Source organism: Vibrio sp. 10N.247.310.98, from assembly GCF_041467395.1.
In the GTDB taxonomy this organism is placed as follows: Bacteria; Pseudomonadota; Gammaproteobacteria; order Enterobacterales; family Vibrionaceae; genus Vibrio; species Vibrio crassostreae_C.
Genome location: NZ_JBFSUL010000012.1, coordinates 22,322 through 41,047 on the forward strand (window position 1 = coordinate 22,322; position 18,726 = coordinate 41,047).

Annotated in this window: 15 protein-coding genes; 2 read left to right on the forward strand and 13 right to left on the reverse strand. The window is 45.6% G+C overall.

The window, feature by feature from the left end:
• Window positions 1–115: 115 nt before the first annotated feature.
• Complete coding sequence (locus AB6E78_RS07070) at window positions 116–1,867, forward strand: potassium/proton antiporter (RefSeq protein ID WP_372111383.1); 1,752 nt, start codon at window positions 116–118, stop codon at window positions 1,865–1,867.
• On the opposite strand, the gene AB6E78_RS07075 is transcribed toward AB6E78_RS07070, so the two are convergent.
• The 11 genes from AB6E78_RS07075 to aspA form a co-directional block, all read right to left on the reverse strand.
• On the reverse strand, window positions 1,864–2,493 hold the full coding sequence (locus AB6E78_RS07075; protein ID WP_017062717.1) for a response regulator transcription factor: 630 nt from the start codon (window positions 2,491–2,493) through the stop codon (window positions 1,864–1,866). The two genes, AB6E78_RS07070 and AB6E78_RS07075, sit on opposite strands and share 4 nt — an antisense overlap.
• A 212-nt stretch (window positions 2,494–2,705) precedes the next feature.
• Complete coding sequence (locus AB6E78_RS07080) at window positions 2,706–4,556, reverse strand: protein-disulfide reductase DsbD (RefSeq protein ID WP_017066562.1); 1,851 nt, start codon at window positions 4,554–4,556, stop codon at window positions 2,706–2,708.
• Between the two features lie 175 nt (window positions 4,557–4,731).
• Window positions 4,732–5,220 carry an arginine repressor gene (locus tag AB6E78_RS07085; protein ID WP_017063664.1) on the reverse strand — a complete coding sequence of 163 codons (489 nt, stop codon included), beginning with the start codon at window positions 5,218–5,220 and terminating at the stop codon, window positions 4,732–4,734.
• Window positions 5,221–5,547: 327 nt separating this feature from the next.
• Window positions 5,548–6,012, reverse strand: a complete 465-nt coding sequence (pyrI, locus tag AB6E78_RS07090) for an aspartate carbamoyltransferase regulatory subunit (RefSeq protein WP_017062720.1) — start codon at window positions 6,010–6,012, stop codon at window positions 5,548–5,550.
• Between the two features lie 15 nt (window positions 6,013–6,027).
• The gene (gene pyrB, locus AB6E78_RS07095; protein ID WP_017063665.1) at window positions 6,028–6,957 is read right to left on the reverse strand and encodes an aspartate carbamoyltransferase; all 930 of its coding nucleotides are present in this window, start codon (window positions 6,955–6,957) and stop codon (window positions 6,028–6,030) included.
• Window positions 6,958–7,417: 460 nt separating this feature from the next.
• Window positions 7,418–8,428, reverse strand: coding sequence for an ornithine carbamoyltransferase (locus tag AB6E78_RS07100; RefSeq protein ID WP_372111380.1), 1,011 nt, complete (start codon window positions 8,426–8,428; stop codon window positions 7,418–7,420).
• A gap of 141 nt (window positions 8,429–8,569) precedes the next feature.
• Window positions 8,570–9,481 (reverse strand): carbamate kinase, encoded by a 912-nt coding sequence (arcC, locus tag AB6E78_RS07105; RefSeq protein WP_017062723.1) that lies wholly within the window; start codon window positions 9,479–9,481, stop codon window positions 8,570–8,572.
• A gap of 73 nt (window positions 9,482–9,554) precedes the next feature.
• A complete protein-coding gene (gene arcA / locus AB6E78_RS07110; RefSeq protein ID WP_372132778.1) occupies window positions 9,555–10,778 on the reverse strand; it encodes an arginine deiminase in 1,224 nt (407 codons plus the stop codon).
• Between the two features lie 805 nt (window positions 10,779–11,583).
• A complete protein-coding gene (locus AB6E78_RS07115) occupies window positions 11,584–13,032 on the reverse strand; it encodes a YfcC family protein (RefSeq protein WP_017062726.1) in 1,449 nt (482 codons plus the stop codon).
• A gap of 510 nt (window positions 13,033–13,542) precedes the next feature.
• Entirely contained in the window at window positions 13,543–14,850 is a 1,308-nt protein-coding gene (locus tag AB6E78_RS07120) for an anaerobic C4-dicarboxylate transporter (RefSeq protein WP_017061168.1), read from the reverse strand.
• 180 nt (window positions 14,851–15,030) lie between these two features.
• Window positions 15,031–16,482, reverse strand: coding sequence for an aspartate ammonia-lyase (aspA, locus tag AB6E78_RS07125; RefSeq protein WP_017063668.1), 1,452 nt, complete (start codon window positions 16,480–16,482; stop codon window positions 15,031–15,033).
• 284 nt (window positions 16,483–16,766) lie between these two features.
• Here aspA and AB6E78_RS07130 point away from each other — a divergent pair, with 284 nt between their 5' ends.
• The gene (locus AB6E78_RS07130; RefSeq protein WP_012604974.1) at window positions 16,767–17,291 is read left to right on the forward strand and encodes an FxsA family protein; all 525 of its coding nucleotides are present in this window, start codon (window positions 16,767–16,769) and stop codon (window positions 17,289–17,291) included.
• 196 nt (window positions 17,292–17,487) lie between these two features.
• Here the strand turns inward: AB6E78_RS07130 and trmL are convergent, their stop codons facing one another.
• The gene (gene trmL, locus AB6E78_RS07135) at window positions 17,488–17,967 is read right to left on the reverse strand and encodes a tRNA (uridine(34)/cytosine(34)/5-carboxymethylaminomethyluridine(34)-2'-O)-methyltransferase TrmL (protein ID WP_009844716.1); all 480 of its coding nucleotides are present in this window, start codon (window positions 17,965–17,967) and stop codon (window positions 17,488–17,490) included.
• Window positions 17,968–18,044: 77 nt separating this feature from the next.
• Entirely contained in the window at window positions 18,045–18,662 is a 618-nt protein-coding gene (locus AB6E78_RS07140) for a superoxide dismutase (RefSeq protein WP_017066564.1), read from the reverse strand.
• Between the last annotated feature and the right edge of the window lie 64 nt (window positions 18,663–18,726).

Genomic DNA, 18,726 nt, shown 5'->3' on the forward strand with positions numbered 1-18,726 from the left:
ATAGTAACAACGGCACTTTCACCGACCGTGCCTTGCTAAACGGCAGAAGATCAACAAGCTAGTGGCAAAAGATCAACAGGCTTAAAGCTCGGATTTTATTCTTTGGGGGAACGAATTGGACGCAATAACCATTAACCACTTATTCTTGACTGGTGCCGTACTCATCGCCATCAGCGTGCTTTTCTCACAAGTGTCCTCTCGATTGGGCGTTCCTATTCTTTTGATCTTTTTGTTCGTTGGTATGTTAGCGGGTGAAGATGGACCCGGTAATATTCATTTCGATGATTACTCACTGACCTACTTGGTGAGTAACCTTGCGCTTGCCGTGATTCTGTTGGATGGCGGTATGCGAACCAAGGTGGCGAGCTTCAAGGTCGCTTTCTGGCCTTCGCTCTCGCTGGCGACGATAGGTGTCGCATGTACAGCAACCTTAACCGGATTAATGGCGGCTTGGCTGTTTGACTTGTCATTAATGCAGGGCATCTTGGTCGGGGCGATTGTTGGTTCAACCGATGCGGCAGCGGTATTCTCTTTGCTGAAAGGACAGAGTCTCAATGAGCGTGTTGGCTCAACCCTAGAGATCGAATCGGGCACTAACGACCCAATGGCGGTCTTCCTGACGGTGACCTTAATTGCGCTGTTAGGTAACCCTGACGCTGAGATGGGAATGAACTTCCTATTGCAAAGTTTTGCGATGCAGTTTGGTATCGGTACTCTTGTTGGTATTGGCGGCGGCTGGGTTCTATGGAGCTTAATCAATCGAGTACAATTGGCTGATGGCCTTTATTCCATTCTGGTACTCAGTGGGGGCGTGGCGCTGTTTGCGTTCTCTAACATGCTTGGCGGCAGCGGCATCTTATCGATTTACCTAGTGGGCTTGTTCATTGGTAATCGTCCGACGCGCTCTCGACACTCGATTCTTAATGTTCTTGATGGCATGACGTGGCTAAGCCAGATCGTGATGTTCTTGGTATTGGGTTTATTGGTGACGCCATCAACGTTGATGGACATTGCTCTGCCTGCGCTGGCACTGGCCTTCGGTATGATTTTGTTTGCTCGTCCGCTGTCGGTTTGGTTGGGTTTACTGCCGTTCAGAAGCTTTTCCACCAAAGAACGCTGGTTTGTTTCTTGGGTAGGTTTGCGTGGTGCAGTACCAATCATCTTAGCGGTATTCCCGATGATGGCAGGCCTGCCCAATGCTCAGCTGTATTTCAATATCGCCTTCTTCGTGGTTATGGTTTCGCTGATTGTTCAAGGCGGTAGCTTGATGAAAGTTGCAAGACTCGCTCAAGTGACGCTACCACCGACGCCAACACCGATTTCTCGTACCGGTATGGAGATTTATCCGACCAGTGAGTGGGAGATGTTTGTTTACAAATTGAAAGACGAGAAGTGGTGTGTCGGCGAGCCGCTTAAACGCTTATCTATGCCAGAAGGGACGCGAATTACTGCACTGTTTAGAAAGGATGCCTTGCTTCACCCATCAGGCAGCACCGTGTTAGAGGCGAACGATATCTTATGTGTGCTTGGTCAAGACAAAGATTTGGACAGCTTAAGTTCGTTGTTCAGTGAGGCGCCTCTAGCAGAAGAGGCGGCACGATTCTTTGGTGACTTCTTCTTGGATGTTGAGCTATCAGTTGCGGCAGTGAGTGATTGTTATGGTATTGAACTTGGCTCGGAAGAAGAGCGAGAAATGACGCTAAAACAATTGGTTGCTCAAGAGCTTGGCGCACACTCTGTATTGGGTGATAGCTTTGAGTGGCATGACATCACTTGGGTGGTTGCAGAGATAGATGATCATAAAGTCGTCAGGTTGGGTTTATGTTTACCTAAGACGACTTTAGAAGAGGATATCAGTGAAGCTTAATTGTGGACTTCTTGTAGCAAGATAACCGCTTGAGTACGATTTTTCACATCCAGTTTACGGAAGATGGCCGTCATATGTGCTTTGATGGTCGCTTCCGAAACATTCAATTCATACGCGATTTGCTTGTTAAGCAAGCCGTCAGAAAGCATCCCTAATACCTTGTATTGCTGAGGCGTCAGTGTGGAAATCTTTTCTGCAAGGTCGCTACACGCTGCATTATTGGTGATAAGCCCTTCAGGGAAGAACGGGTCGCCATTCAGCACTTGATTCAGTGCACTCACCAACTCACGCATATCACTCGACTTAGGAATAAAGCCAAACGCACCGTGGCTCTTCACCTGAGTGACCACGCTGGCATCTTCACTGGCAGAAACCACCACAATCGGTAGATCTGGGTATTCAGCGCGCAGTTGAATTAAGCCTGACATGCCATTGGCGCCCGGCATTTTCAGATCGAGCAGTAATAGATCCGGCTCGCCTTCTTTCTTTAGCAGAGTCAGTAAGGCATCGAGAGAATCGGCCTCAAGCAGGTTCGCACCACTGATCGCCATATGAACTGACTGAAACAGGGCGTTGCGAAAGAGAGGGTGGTCATCAGCAATGATGATGGTATAGGTCGAGTCCATGACGTTCATACTTTTAACAATTTAGTTAATATTTATTATCATCCTGATTGAGTATGTGGACAATATCTATGCATTAAAAGTCTGAACCATATCGACTTTTATCCCCGGAATAAGAAAGCGTTACTCTGAATAGCAAAAAAGCCGCACTGCCATCTCGTTACGGAGGGGCGGTGCGGCTTTCGATTCGGCTTATATTTTAGTGAATATTGCCGTTATAGCTGGTGGTTTTGCATGTGTTTTAAGAATACATCGGCAGGCATAAAACCGGTTACACGAGCATTTGGAACATGGTTACCCTCGCCATCCCAGAACTCAATCGTCGGTAAGCCAAGTACCTGTAATTGTTTAAGCAGTTCAATGTCTTGAGGCATGTTTCTCGTTACATCGGCTTGTAGCAGTACAAAGTCAGAAAGCTTGTTTTCCACATCAGCTTGATGGAAGGTGTACTTCTCGAACTCTTTACACGCCACACACCAATCGGCGTAGAAGTCGAGCATCACAGGCTTACCGAGTTTCTTCGCTTCGATGAGCTGGATTTCTAGCTCTTCAACCGTGTTGATGCGTGCAAATTGGATGTGCTGTTGTTCTACCGTTACGCTCTTCTCCGCAAACCAATAGTTCAATGCAGGCTGTGCCGAAGCAAACAAGCCAAGCATCGCGATGATGCCTACCGCACTCTGCTTCCAGCCGCCGAATGGCAGTGCATTCTTGCTATGGTACAGCCAACCAAAGGCGATGAAGCCAAGGCCAGACCAAAGCACGGTTGCCCACAATTCAGGAATGATGCGCTCTAGCAGGAAGATAGGTGCTGCCAGCAAGATAAAGCCGAATACGATCTTCACCTTGTCCATCCAGCTGCCCGCTTTAGGCAATAGCTTATTACCAAATACCGCAACTAAAATCAGCGGAATACCCATACCCATGGCTAATGCATACAGAGCAATCGCACCGGTAAATAGGTCGCCACTCTGAGCCACATACAGCAGCGCGCCTGACAATGGCGCCGTGGTACAAGGTGAACACACCAAGCCAGAGATAGCGCCCATTGCGAATACGCCCAAGGTATTGCCACCTTGCTGCTTATTGCTTTGATTGTTGAGCCAAGTTTGAATGCTGCTTGGCAGTTGCAGGTTATAAACGCCAAACATCGACATTGCCAACGCCACGAACAGAACACTCAGCGCGATCAGCACGTAAGGGTGCTGCATAGCGGCTTGGAACTGCATGCCTGCTGAAGCAACCACTAAACCTAATAAGGTGTAGGTTAACGCCATGCCTTGCACGTAAATAAAGGACAGCATCAGCGCGCGACCTTGGCTGAGTTTGCCACCACCTAAAACGATACCCGTTAGAATCGGATACATAGGCAGCACACACGGCGTAAAGGCTAAACCAACACCGAGTGCTAAGAATAATAGAGGGGTCCACCAACTGTCACCGAGCTTATCGGCTAAGCCTGCTTCTTTTGAAACAGGGGCATTTGGCTGTTGAGTCGTGTTACTTACAACGTCTGCTTTCGGAGATGTTGGTTGCGTAGAAACATCGGTTTCGTTGCCAGCAGAAGATGAAGCTTGTGAGTCACTACCTTGCGAATTAGCAGAACCTGTTGCTGTGAAAGGTTCAATGTCGATGATACGAGTCTCTGGTGGGTAGCAGAACCCTGCGTCCGCACAGCCTTGATACTTAACGATCAGCTGTGAGCCATCTTGGTAACTCTGCAGAGGAACTTGCACGAATAACGGCTGAGTATAAATGCTCACCTCACCGAAGAATTCATCTTGGTGCGGCTTACCATCTTCTAATTCAACATTACCGATAGCGAGATTTTGCCCGGTGAACGAGAGGCTATGTTGATAGAGGTAGTAGCCCTCTTTTACTTGCCAGTCGAGAAGGACTTTGTCGTCTTGCTGGTAGTAATTGAAAGGGAAAGCTTGGTCTACAGGGACAAAACCATTGTTATTGCCTCCGAAGCTTGGCTCGGCGTTGTCGTTCCCAAATAGCGCCCACGCAGGCTGGGTGAATAGGGAAACACAAACAAAAAGTAATGTGGCAAGTCGTCGCATACTATTTAGTCATCAAAATGGAGTTGAAGGTATCTTAACTCAATCAGACCGTAATAGTTTGCTATTAGTTTCATCGGCAAACAAATATCCCCTAAGGCGGGATAGCGATTTTATTGGGTAATCGAGTGGGGAGCTGCAATTCAACTTGAGTGACTTGCCTTTGTAAAAGAGACATTTAAGCTACACCCAAGCGTGCTTTTACTACTTGTTCGCAAGCATCAATATTCATCGTATCTTTTGGAATAATAAGCACGGTATCATTACCGCCAACGGTGCCGATAATCTCAGTATGTGGGTCGATATCGACTAATCTTGCGACTAATTGAGCACAACCTGGATGAGTTTTTACGATGACCATCGCTTGGTTATGAGTGATGAATTCGATTTGCGATGAGATGGATGCATCGACACGAACCGGTGCACTTTCAACCGTGATGCAGTAAACCTTTTTACCGCAAGCATTCTGAATTTTGACAACACCAAGCTGTGACAAAATACGAGATACGGTCGATTGGCTGATACCGGTATAGCCAATATCGACGAGTTTCTCTCGCAGTTGATTTTGGGTCGAGAAGCTTTGTTGTTGTAGTAAGCGTTTGCACGCTGCAGTCAGTGTTTTATCTTCAGCTGAATACAAGCAACCGTGCTCAGTGATTGGGTTCATGAACAACTCCTTAAGGTCAACATGTGGTTATCGCTTGTCCATAGCGCCGAGCGTACTCCCAAAGCCGTAGAGTACGATTGTTAAATAGGGCTTACCGATGAATCCCGAAATAGAGAGGGAAGGTATCCGTGATGTATGATCGTCTACCCATTGAGTCTACCACTAAAGGATAGTTATCTTTTTGAAGGGGATCACCAAATAAAATTCTAGTTAATTGCTTTTATTTTGGAGTTTTATTCTTTTGTTAAATGGATATTTATTCCAAGTTTGGCATAAATATCCATCGGTATTAGGGTGCTTTGGAGACCGTGATAATGGCGCTAAGGGTTAGCGAATTTCACTCATGATCTCGCGAGAGAATACTTTTTCACAGTAGTGACATTTTAGCTGCACGTTTTCCTGTTTTAGCTGCACTTTAAAGCTGCTTTCGACAGGTTCACCGTGCGAAATACAGTTGCTATTCGGGCAAGAGTAGACACTGTGGATTTGCTCTGGCAGCACAAGGGTTAGCTTATTAACCACTTTATACTCTTCAATCTGATTGACCGTTGCCTGCGGAGCATAAAGAGCCAATTGGTTGGCTTGTTCCTTGGTCAGGAAGATGTTCTCAATCTTGATTAGATCTTTATGGCCAAGTGCCGATGATGGCAGGTTTAAGCCCATAGTGATGCGCTGTTCTGTCTTGTGTAGCTTAAACAGTTTAAGGATTTTGATACCAAGGTGAGCAGGGATGTGGTCAATCACGCTGCCGTTACGGATCGCTTCTACTTGTAGCTGAGTTTGTTTAACCATGACTGTTTCTCCTGCTTATAAAGTGTCGTTAAGAACTAGGGCCAATAGGGCTTCGCGAGCGTATACACCGTTTTCAGCTTGTTCGAAGTAGTAAGCGTGTGGCGTTTTATCAACGTCGGTGGTGATTTCGTCGACGCGTGGCAGCGGGTGAAGTACCTTCATGTTTTGACGAGCGTCTTTCAATGTATCGGCGGTGAGGATGTAAGCCGATTTCATGTGTGCGTATTCCGACGCATCAAAGCGCTCTTTCTGCACGCGAGTCATGTACAGAACATCCAGTTCAGGCACGACTTCTTCAATGCTGCTGTGAGTGCTGTATTGGATGCCCATCTCTTCCAATTCTTCACAGATGTAATCTGGCATCTCTAAGACTTCTGGCGCGATAAAGAAGAAACGCACGTTATTGAATTTCGATAGTGCTTGGGTCAATGAGTGCACGGTACGGCCATATTTTAGGTCGCCGACGAACGCCACATTGAGGTTATCGAGCGTGCCTTGTGTTTCGTAAATCGAGAACAGGTCCAGCAAGGTTTGCGTCGGGTGCTGGTTAGCACCGTCGCCGCCGTTTACTACCGGCACACCGTTAGAAAATTCAGACGCTAAACGTGCTGCCCCTTCTTGTGGGTGACGCATTACAAAGGCATCGACGTAGGATGAAATAACCTGCACTGAATCGGCAAGTGTTTCGCCTTTCTTCGCCAGTGAGGTGTTACCGCCATTATCAAAGCCAATGACCGTGCCACCAAGGCGCTGGACGGCGGTCTCAAATGAAAGGCGAGTTCGAGTTGAAGGCTCAAAGAAGCAGCTCGCAACGACTTTATTTTTCAGCAACTCTGGGTTTGGCTCGGCCTTGAGTCTTGCTGCTGTGTCGACGATAAGCTCCAGTTCATCACGAGAGAGCTCTGGAATGGAGATGATGTGCTTGTTAAATAACGAATGCGCCATAACGGGTCTTCCTTTTTCTATGCATACAGTCAAATTGCGGACAAAAAAAAGCCCCCTAAAAATAGGAGGCTTTGAAACGATCAATAGAGCAAAATAAAAATGACACCACCGCCACTCTTTGGCGTGTAGTTTGACAATTATGTGCGACAGAATTGCGGTTCATTTTTTGCTCTCTTTAGACAAATTGCGGAGGATTATACTCAGATAAAAATGCCATGCAATACTTTCCGTAAAGTATTCATTTAATGGATTTTTATGCGAAATTACGTCCGTTTCTAGTTTCCATTTAAGCCTTTGTTGGAACTGAGAGTCTCAGGCTTTTTCAGGTAATAATCTTTTCTAGTACATGAAAAAAAATGCGGGTTTTATCCAAGGTCAAAATCCCAAGAACGCCACCCGCATTTCCCTGTTATTGCACTTAGCTTGTCAATTTATTGCGAACAAGTGCGTGCTTAACTTCTTAGCTGCCTAGTGTCGCAACCATTACTGCTTTGATGGTGTGCATGCGGTTTTCTGCTTCATCGAACACGATTGAGTATTCAGACTCGACCACTTCGTCCGTCACTTCTACGCCATCTTTAAGCTGCGGATATTCAGCAGCAAGTTGTTTGCCGACGGTTGTATCTTCGCCGTGGAAAGCTGGCAGACAGTGCATGAATTTCACATATGGGTTACCCGTTGCTTTCAGCATTTCCATGTTCACTTGGTAAGGCATCATTAGGTTAATACGCTCAGCCCATGCTTCTTTTGCTTCGCCCATAGATACCCAAACGTCGGTGTACAGGAAGTCACAACCTTGCACGCCTTCTTGAACATCTTCAGTCAGTGTAATTTTGCCACCTGTGTGCTCTGCGATTTCACGACACTGAGCCAATAGTTCTTCTTGTGGCCAGAACTGTTTTGGAGCAACAAGGCGAATGTCCATGCCCATTTTCGCTGCGCCAACCATCAGAGAGTTACCCATGTTGTTGCGAGCATCACCTAGGTAAGCAAAGCTGATTTCATGCAGTTGTTTACCACGGCCGTATTCCGTCATGGTTAGGAAGTCAGCAAGAATTTGTGTAGGGTGGAATTCGTCAGTCAGACCATTCCATACTGGAACTCCAGCGTAAGCGCCTAGCTCTTCAACAATCTCTTGACCGAAGCCGCGGTATTCAATGCCATCGTACATACGGCCAAGAACGCGAGCGGTATCTTTCATTGATTCTTTGTGGCCAATTTGAGAGCCAGATGGGCCTAAGTAAGACACGCGAGCGCCTTGGTCGAATGCCGCTACTTCGAATGCACAGCGAGTACGAGTTGAGGTTTTCTCAAAGATAAGCGCAATGTTTTTGCCAGTTAGTGTTGGCTGTTCGTAACCGTTGTACTTCGCTTTTTTTAGCTCCATAGAAAGATCTAATAAGTGTTGAATTTCGCGTGGAGTGAAATCTAGTAGTTTTAGGAAGTTACGATTGCGTAGGTTAAAAGCCATGATGTATTCCTTCTTAGATTTAGGCGCTTTCTTGTTACAGGGAAAGAAAATTCAAGAAAGCGCGATTCAATTTTTGTGTATTAATTTCAGTTCAAACGGTGATTCAGTTTTCTCGCAAGGTTTGAAAAGCTCGCGAGTAGATTAATCTTTGGTGATGTTGGTGCCCGCCAAGCCTTGCAGGATTTGCAAACCATCTTCGAGTGCACCAATACCGACGACTTTGCCGCCTTGCTGAATGAATTCGCACGATGCTTCAATTTTTGGTCCCATAGAGCCTGCATCAAATTCGAATTTCGCCAGTTCACTTGGTGTGGTGCTGCGCAGTGCGTGTTGAGTCGGTTTGCCCCAATCAAGGTAAACAGCGTCCGCGTCGGTCAAAATAAGCAGTGCATCCGCATCCAGTTGTTTCGCTAAGAAAGCCGCTGACATGTCTTTGTCGATAACCGCTTCAACACCCACTAATTTGCCGTTCTCTTTTTTCACTGGGATGCCACCGCCGCCAGTACAAATCACTAGGTGGCCTGCATCGATAAGTTGGGTGATCGCTTCGTGCTCAACAATGCCAGTAGGGCGTGGGCTTGGCACAACGCGACGGAAGTGTTGGCCGTCTGGTTTGACGATCCAGTGGAATTTCTCCGCCAATTCACGCGCTTCCGCTTCTTCGTAGATCGGGCCAATCGGCTTCGTTGGATCGGCGAATGCAGGATCGTTTGGATCAACGGTCATTTGCGTCAACATGCACGAGATGTTGCGGTTAGGTAGATAGTTCTTGAACTCTTGCATCAGCATGTAGCCGATCATGCCTTGAGTCTCACTGCCCAATACATCTAGCGGATACGGGTTTACTTTTTTGTATTCCAAACCTTGCAGAGCCAGTAAACCAACTTGTGGGCCATTACCATGTACTAGAACCACGTTGTACACTTTCGCGATTTCAGAGATGGTTTTAACCGCTGTTTCAATATTACGGCGTTGAACATCGGCTTCTAACGGCTCACCGCGACGAAGTAAGGCATTACCGCCGAGTGCAACAACAACAGTTTGCTTAGTCATAATTGTGTTCTCTCATTTTGGCCAAGCTGAGATTATTTAAGATCATTCAACTTGGCCGTTTTCGTCTTAGTGATTAGATACCATCACGCTCAATTGGGCAGCTCATGCAGCGTGCGCCACCGCGACCGCGGCCAAGTTCATCTCCAGGGATAGGAAGAACTGTGATGCCTGCTTTATCGTATTTTTCATTGGTGTAGGTGTTGCCTTCGTAGCCAATCACAACGCCAGGTTTAACCGTTAGAACGTTGTTTGCATCGTTCCACTGCTCACGTTCTGCATGGAAGTTGTCACCACCGGTCGTGATTAGGTTTAGCTTGTCTACGCCAAGTGCTTTTTCGATAGCTGTTACGAAGTAGCCTTCTTCTTTCACTTTCACTGCGCCAGACTCATCACCAGTTAGGTTCCAGCACTGTACGTCTTTACTCACCACTTCAGGGTAAACAGAGAACGTATCTTCGTTCATGTGCGTCATAACGGTGTCTAAGTGCATGCAAGAGCGGTGTTTTGGTAGCTGCATTGCGATAACTTGTTTCGCTTGACCGTGTTTGAATAGGCTAGATGCTAAGTGCTCAACACCTTGTGCTGTTGTACGCTCAGACATACCGATAAGAACCGTACCGCGACCGATTACAAGAACGTCACCGCCTTCAATGGTTGAGTTGTCGTAGCTGATGTTTTCTTCATCGCCGAAGTACTTAATGAAGTCTTGGCCAGCAAATGTTGGGTGCCAGCGGTAAATAGCGCGAACGTGGTTGGTTTCACGTTGACGAGCAGGTTTCGCCATCGGGTTGATGGATACGCCACCGTATACCCAGCAAGATGTGTCACGAGTAAATAGGTGGTTTGGTAGCGGTTCGATAATGAAGTCGGTTGGTGCGTGCATGCCTTGCATCATTGAAGATGATTTCATTGGCATCTCAGCGTAAGACAGACCACCCGTTAGGATTTTTGCTAGTTCTAGGTTTGGTAAGTCGCCCAAGTAGCAGCGCACATCGTTAGCAAAGGTTTTGCATAAGCGGTAATCAGAAACTTGATGATTCAAAAGCCAATCTTTCGCTTCTGGCACTGCTAGCGTGTCTGCTAGTAGGTCAGTAAGAAGAAGAACTTCAACACCTTGATCACGCAGCGTTTGAGTAAATGCGTCATGCTCTTTACCAGCACGTTCAACAGCCAGTACGTCATCAAATAGTAAATCGTGACAGTTAGAGGGTGTTAGGTGAGTCAGTGCGCGTCTTGGACGGTGAACTAGAACGCGGCGTAATTGACCTATTTCAGAACCTACATAGAACTTACTCATGATCGTCTCTCTCTTATATATTTGAATTACTTTTATCGCTAAGAGTAATTATTTATTTTCAGTTGAGAAGAATGAATTATTTATTCATATCTCTTGTCTGGAATTAATATTACGCCTGCTAGTCAGGTATTCTTAGAGATCTATCACAAATCGTTTTTTATCCCGCAGCCCTTTAAAATTAAGGGTTTTAACAAACTTTATGCACTTTCAGTTATGAATAATACATTCTAAATAGTTAGCAGTTAGGGAACTTTATGCACGCTTTTTTTACGAAACTTACTAGAATCTAATTTACGAGGGATTATATGCAGAATAGTTTTATTGATAAGAGTGTACTTAGCTTGGAAGTATGCAGTGTTTTTATTTAGATATTTAATTTTGGATGTGGAATTAATTGTTTATTAACAAAGTAAATGCGAATAAAGCTGTTGCGATCACATTTTAAAATCGGCTGTTTAAGTGTGTTTTTTGATAGAAAAGGGCATTAATCCTCGTCTGTTTATTAGGCTATTAATTACTTTAAATATAATTAACGCTAATAAGTGACTAACTATTTGTTTAAACATCATGGTTGAAAATAGAGTGTTATTTCATCAAGAAAATTAGATGTTTAAAAGTAGGATTGATTCTTCTATTGCGAGTGCTTTGAGTTTGGTTGAGCTTGGCTACGAACAGAAGAACCTTGAATATCGCGTGTATGGCTTTGAGGAGCTGTTTCAGTGGCAGAGGGTTACATTGAGAGGGAACAATAAAAAAGCCGCTGTGAGAAGCGGCTTTGGATGAGAAAGGAGTGAAGTGCTGTTAGTTAGATCAGCGCACCAATACTCAGTACAACAATGCAGAACACCATCAATATACCGACTAGTGGCATCACCCATTTAACCCAGCGCACGTAAGGGACACGAGCAATCGCCAAACCACCCATCACCACCGCGGAGGTTGGGGTGATTAGGTTCACCAAGCCAGATGCAGATTGGTACGCAGTGATAACCAAGTCACGACCTACGCCAGCAAAGTCGGCCAGTGGTGCCATGATTGGCATGGTCAGTACCGCTAAGCCAGAGGTCGATGGCACTAAGAACGACAGTAGAATCTCTAAGAAGAACATCACGTTAATGAAGATAACCGAAGAAAGCCCCGTTACCATCTGTTCTGCTGAGAAGAGAATGGTATCGGTGATCATACCGCGGTCCATCACCACTACGATACCACGTGCAATACCTATGATGAGCGCAACGCCAAGTAGGTCGCGGGCACCATCAATGAAGCTGGTGGTAAACTCTTCTTCGCTCATGCGAGCCACAATACCAACGATGATGGTTGCTGCTAAGAACATCGCTGAGATCTCAGCCATCCACCATCCAGCAACGGATACACCATAAATCATTACAGCGAACGAGCCACCAAAAATGGTCAGAATCAGTTTGCGAGTCGCGGTGAATTCAAGTTTTTCGCCGCTCGCATTACCTAAGAAGTGCGCTTTGTTCTCTTCGTATTTGTCGTAGACAATTGATGTTGTTGGATCGGCTTGAACCATTCTTGCGTAACGCATTACGTAGGCAACACAAATACCCCAACCAATAATCAACATCGCAATGCGCAACACGATACCGTCTGTAAATGGAATACCAGAGGCGTTGGCAGCGATCACGGTTGCGAATGGGTTAATCGTTGAACCCAGCACCCCAATACCTGCACCAAGCAGTACGGTCGCAGCGGCAACAAGAGGGTCAAAGCGAGCTGCCATCATTACCGGCACTAGCAATGTATAGAAGGGCAGTGATTCTTCCGCCATGCCGTAGACGGTACCACCTGCGGCAAATAGCGCCATCAGTATTGGTATCATCAACTCTTCTCGCCCTTCTAAGCGGGCGGTGACGCGCTCGATACCGGCATCAATGGCACCCGTTTTGGTTACTAGCCCTAAGAAGCCACCAATGATTAAGATGAACAGCGAAACGTCGATAGCCGCCGCTTCATAGCTATTGTGGTCATAGAAGCCGTCAATAGGCGCGAGCAGTACATCAATCACGCCTTGAGGGTTACCTTCTACCGCTTGATAGGTTCCGGTTACGGGTACTTCTCGGCCTAGCTCTTCATTCATTGCACGGTCGTATTGGCCTGCTGGAACAATCCAGGTAAGCAGTGCAACGAACGCAATCAGAATAAATAGAATGGTGTAGGCAGAAGGGAATTTAAAGTTGGCAAAGAAGCCGCCCTTTTTTTTCTCGCTTGGTATCGTTTGAGTTGTCATGGCTATCTCCTTACATCATCTTAAATAGAAGTGATGTGAATTAGCGACTAATGATTTATAGATTGTAAATACACGGACACTTATAAAGTACTCAACGATATAAAGTTGCTGACTTTAAATTAAGGTTGTTTTTATATTTACTAATCCAAATGAAGTTAGATTTAATTTAGCTGCGGTTATTTTATTCCTTACTCCGGTATTTAAGTTTGGTGCTGTTCACAAAAATAATGGCTAATAAAAGGGCTAAAAAATGGCAGAAAATCGTCAAGGTTTTTTGGTTAGTTAGCTTGGATTAATATTCGTTTTGGATTAACTGGAAGTGGAAGGAGATTGATTTGGTAGGTGTTGTTTATGATTAGGCAGAATAATCTTGGAATTTTATTCAAACTTTATTTTTAGGCGGTTTTTAAAGTTTATAATGGTTATTTGATGCGTATCAAATAACACATTGAGCAGAAAACAAAAAAGGAAGCCGAAGCTTCCTTTTAAATGTTCAATCACCAGCGAATGTTAGATAAACAGACCGCCGAATGCGAAGCCGAGTGCTACCGCAGTACTGATTGTTACCACACCTGGAATGAAGAATGGGTGGTTGAATACGTAGTTACCGATACGCGTTGAGCCTGTGTCATCCATCTCAACCGCTGCTAGTAGCGTAGGGTAAGTTGGAAGTACGAACAGCGCACTTACCGCAGCAAAAGAAGCAACGGCTGTTAGTGGTGCTACGCCAATCGCTAGTGCTGCAGGCATCAGTGCAACTGTTGTTGCGCCTTGAGAGTAAAGCAGCATAGAAGCGAAGAACAGAACAAGAGCCAGCATCCATGGGTAGTCAGCCAGTAGAGCGCCTGCTACGTCTTTGATTTCAGCAACGTGTGCGTTTACAAACGTTGAACCTAACCAAGCCACACCAAGTACACATACACATGCCGTCATACCAGAACGGAACGTTGGTGCTGAAGAAATCTTCGCTGCATCAATCTTAGTGAACATCACGATAGCCGCTGCTGCTGCCAGCATTACAGACATGATCGCTTCGTTACGACCTAGCGCCGGGTTTTCAATTAGGCCAACAGAGCTAGAGATAGCCGCTGCGTAACAAACCACGAAACCAATTGCAGCTAGGAAGATGTACGTTGCTTTCTTCGCTGTAGGTAGAATTTCGCGTTTCTCTTCTGTTGCTAGCTTGATTAGACCTTTCTCTAGACGTTCTTGATAAACAGGATCGTCTTTCAATTCGCTACCCATGTAGTTAGCAACAACCGCACCAACCATACAAGCGATGAAGGTTGTTGGGATACAAACCATCAATAGCGTTAGGTAATCAACACCAAATGGTGCCAACATTGCTGCGAAAGCCACAACTGCAGCCGAGATTGGCGAAGCTGTGATAGCAATTTGAGAAGCGACAACTGCGATAGACAGTGGACGAGAAGGACGAACACCTTGGCCTTTCGCTACTTCTGCAATAACAGGAAGCGTAGAGAATGCTGTGTGACCAGTACCCGCCATTAATGTCATTACAAAGGTCACAATCGGCGCGTAAAAGGTGATGCGTTCAGGGTGTTTACGCAAAAAGTTTTCGGCAATTTGTACCAACCAGTCCATACCGCCAGCAACTTGCATTGCAGCAATTGCGGTGATAACTGACATGATGATCAAGATTACGTCGATCGGGATGAAAGATTGGCTTGTTGGAACGCCAAGAATAAGTGAAAGGGCAATAACACCAGCACCACCGGCAAAACCAATACCGATACCGCCAATTCTGGCCCCCAAAAAGATAAAGAGCAGGACGACAAACAGTTCTACTGCAATCATAAGTAACACCTCATTTAGATTTTATTATGTGAACATTCGCCGCTGGAATGTTCACATAATAGTTCTATGGTTTAGATTCAATTTGGCAAAAGCGCAACCAACGGAAATCCACAAAATAATCATGGTTAACCGTATTGGAGCCTAAAAAAGGGCTCCGTTTGGAACCCTTTCTCGCTAACTTTATTCGTAGCGCTTCGCTTTATACTGAGGATGCATCAAATTTTCAACAGAGAAAATGTCATCAAGTTCTTCTTCGGTTAATAAACCGCGCTCTAGAACCACATCACGAACGCTCTTACCTGTCTCAGCACAGATCTTACCAACAATGTCACCCTCGTGGTGGCCAATGTATGGGTTTAGGTAAGTGACGATACCGATAGAGTTAAATACGTGCGCTTCACATACTTCTTTGTTCACCGTAATGCCGTCTACACACTTGTCGCGTAGGTTCACACAAGCGTTTGTTAGGATGTCTAGAGACTCAAACATGCTTTGTGCAATAACAGGTTCCATTACGTTCAGTTGAAGTTGACCACCTTCCGCAGCGAAAGAAACCGTGTTGTCGTTACCTAGAACTTTGAAGCAAACTTGGTTTACTACTTCAGGTACAACTGGGTTTACTTTAGCAGGCATGATTGAAGAACCTGCTTGCAGTTCAGGTAGGTTTAGCTCGTTCAAACCAGTACGTGGACCTGAAGAAAGTAGACGCAAGTCGTTACAGATCTTAGATAGCTTAACTGCTAGACGCTTAAGTGCGCCGTGCGTCATTACGTATGCGCCACAGTCAGACGTTGCTTCGATTAAATCTTCAGCCGCTACACACTCTAGGCCTGTTACTTCTGCTAGGTGTTTCACTGCTAGGCCTTGGTAACCCGGTGCTGCGTTCAGACCTGTACCGATAGCCGTTGCGCCTAGGTTTACTTCAAGCAGTAGTTTTGAAGTGTATTCTAGGTTTTTGATTTCTTCATTGATGGTTACAGCCCAAGCGTGGAACTCTTGGCCAACCGTCATTGGAACTGCGTCTTGAAGCTGAGTACGACCCATCTTCAAAATCGTGTTGAATTCTTGGCTCTTAAGCTCGAATGCACCTTTTAGGTATTCGATCGCATCAATCAGTTTACGAACGCTGTTGTAAACAGAGATACGGAAGCCAGTTGGGTAAGCACAGTTTGTAGATTGGCTGCGGTTTACATGGTCGTTCGGGTTGATGAACTCGTATTGGCCTTTTTCTTTGCCCATAAGTTCAAGAGCCACGTTCGCAACAACTTCGTTTGCGTTCATGTTTACAGAAGTACCAGCACCACCTTGGAAAACGTCCGATGGGAACTGATCCATGCACTTACCCGTGTCTAGAATTAGGTCACAAGCTTGGATGATGTATTTAGCCACTTCGCTTGGAATTACACCTAACTCTTTGTTTGCTAAAGCCGCTGCTTTCTTGGTCATCACCATACCGCGAACGAATTCAGGTACATCTGAGATCGTTACATTTGAGATGTTGAAGTTTTCAACTGCGCGTAGAGTGTGGATGCCGTAGTAAGCATCAGCCGGAACATGACGTTGACCTAATAGATCTTCTTCGAGACGAGTAGCTTGAGGAGCTTCAACTTGAGCTTCTGATTGAGTAGCCATAACAGGATCCTTAGAGAATTATTCTGATTATATAGTTAGTTATTAGCCTATTCTGTGTGCAAATACTCCGTTCGCTAGAATATTGGGCTGATAAATCCGTCCTGACTTATGTGGCACATGATACTGTACTTAGCGCATAAAAATATTAAGTGGATCACCTTTTTCGGTTTTGTTTCGTCAATATTTTGCAAAGTTATTCTTGGTCAATAAACACGCTTATTTACAGGATAAATTTGAGATTGTTAGGGCTTTCAGCGTAAACTGCAAGTAACAAAGGAGGGCGTGTGTTTCCTATCTTATTATTACTATTTATCTTCGTACCCATCATTGAGATTGGGCTATTTATTCAAGTTGGTGGCTTCTTAGGATTGTGGCCAACTATTGCGTTGGTTTTGATCACTGCATTTGTAGGTGCATCGCTGGTTCGTAGCCAAGGCATTCAGACACTTATGTCTGTGCAAGGTCGTTTGCAACAAGGCGAAATGCCAGCACAACAGATTCTTGAAGGCGTGATGCTTGCAGTTGCCGGTGTATTGCTGCTGACTCCGGGTTTTATGACGGACGCACTCGGTATGTTGGTATTATTGCCAGCACCAAGAGCGATGATTGCCAAGAAAATGATGGAAAAAATGGTGGTGACCAACATGTCTGGTGGTTTCCATGCCGGTGGACAAGCTGGTTTTGGCCAGAGCCCATTTGGACAAGACCCATTCAATCGCGATCCATCTGACCAATCAAAAGACGGCAACACCTTTGAAGGTGAGTTTGAGAAGAAAGACGACGACAACGATCGTAACCGCTTAAACTAATTAATTTTTTCTCTCTTTATATAGAGGGAAAACAGAAAAGGCTCTTACCTTTATCCTTCGCAAGAAAGTGATAATGGTAAGAGCCTTTTTTATTGTCTGTCGCTAGCTGTTACTTACTGTTTACTATCGATAACAGATAACAGATAACAGATAACAGATAACAGATAACAGATAAAAGATAAGCTTGAGTGTTCGGTTATACCGCGCCTTCAAAACCCATTTGTCGCCATGCTTCAAAAGCAATGATTGCCACTGCGTTAGACAGGTTCAGGCTGCGCGCGTCTGGCATCATTGGAATACGAATGCGTTGTTCCATTGGCATGCTTTCAATGAACTCAGCAGGCAGGCCGCGAGTCTCTGGGCCAAACATCAACACATCACCTTGTTGGAATTTTGCATCAACGTGGTGACCTGTCGTTTTAGTGGTGCAGGCAAAGATGCGGAAGTCACCCTCGCGTTCATTCTCAAGATACTCAAGGAAAGCTTCTAGGTTCTTGTGACGCTTAACTCGCGCAAGGTCGTGGTAATCCAAGCCAGCACGACGAACCTTCTTCTCTTCAAAATCAAAGCCAAGCGGTTCAATCAGGTGCAGGTTTGCGCCGCAGTTAGCACATAGGCGGATGATGTTACCCGTATTGGGTGCAATTTCTGGTTCGTATAGAGCGATATCAAACATGTTGGTTCACAAGAGTAATCAAAGATAGCCCGAGTATACGGTGGCAAGCTGAGTGAGTACAGTTCACCACCATTCGCTTACGCTTTATTCGCGAGTGCTTGTGCGTAGTTTTCAGCAACCGCCTTCCAATTCACCACATTCCACCATGCGTTGATGTAATCAGGACGACGGTTTTGGTAGCTGATGTAGTAGGCGTGTTCCCAAACATCGAGCGCAAGAATCGGTTCGCCATCACTGACAACGGTATCCATCCACGGATTATCTTGGTTCGAGGTTGAGATGATCTTCAGTTGCCCTTGCTCTACCACTAGCCAAGCAAAGCCGGAGCCAAAGGTATTGATCGCCGCTTGGGCGAACTGATCTTGGAATGTCTCGAAATCACCGAAGGTACTCTTGATAGCCTCACCAAGCTCGCCCGTAGGTTCACCACCGCCGTCTCGCGACATGCAGTTCCAGTACAAGATGTGATTGTAGTAGCCACCGCCATTGTTACGAACAGCCGGGCTGTGCTGAGAGATGTTGGCGAAGATCTCGGTCAGAGATTGCTGTTCTAGCTCGCTGCCAGACACCGCCGCAACAAACTTATCGTAGTAGGTTCTATGGTGCTTGCTGTAATGCACTTCCATTGTCTTAGCGTCAATGTAAGGCTCTAGGGCATCGTAAGCGTAGGGTAAAGCAGGGAAAGTGTGCGACATGGTAAATCCTCCTTAATTAGAGGATTTACCATAATGGTAATGACAATCATTATCAACTGAGATC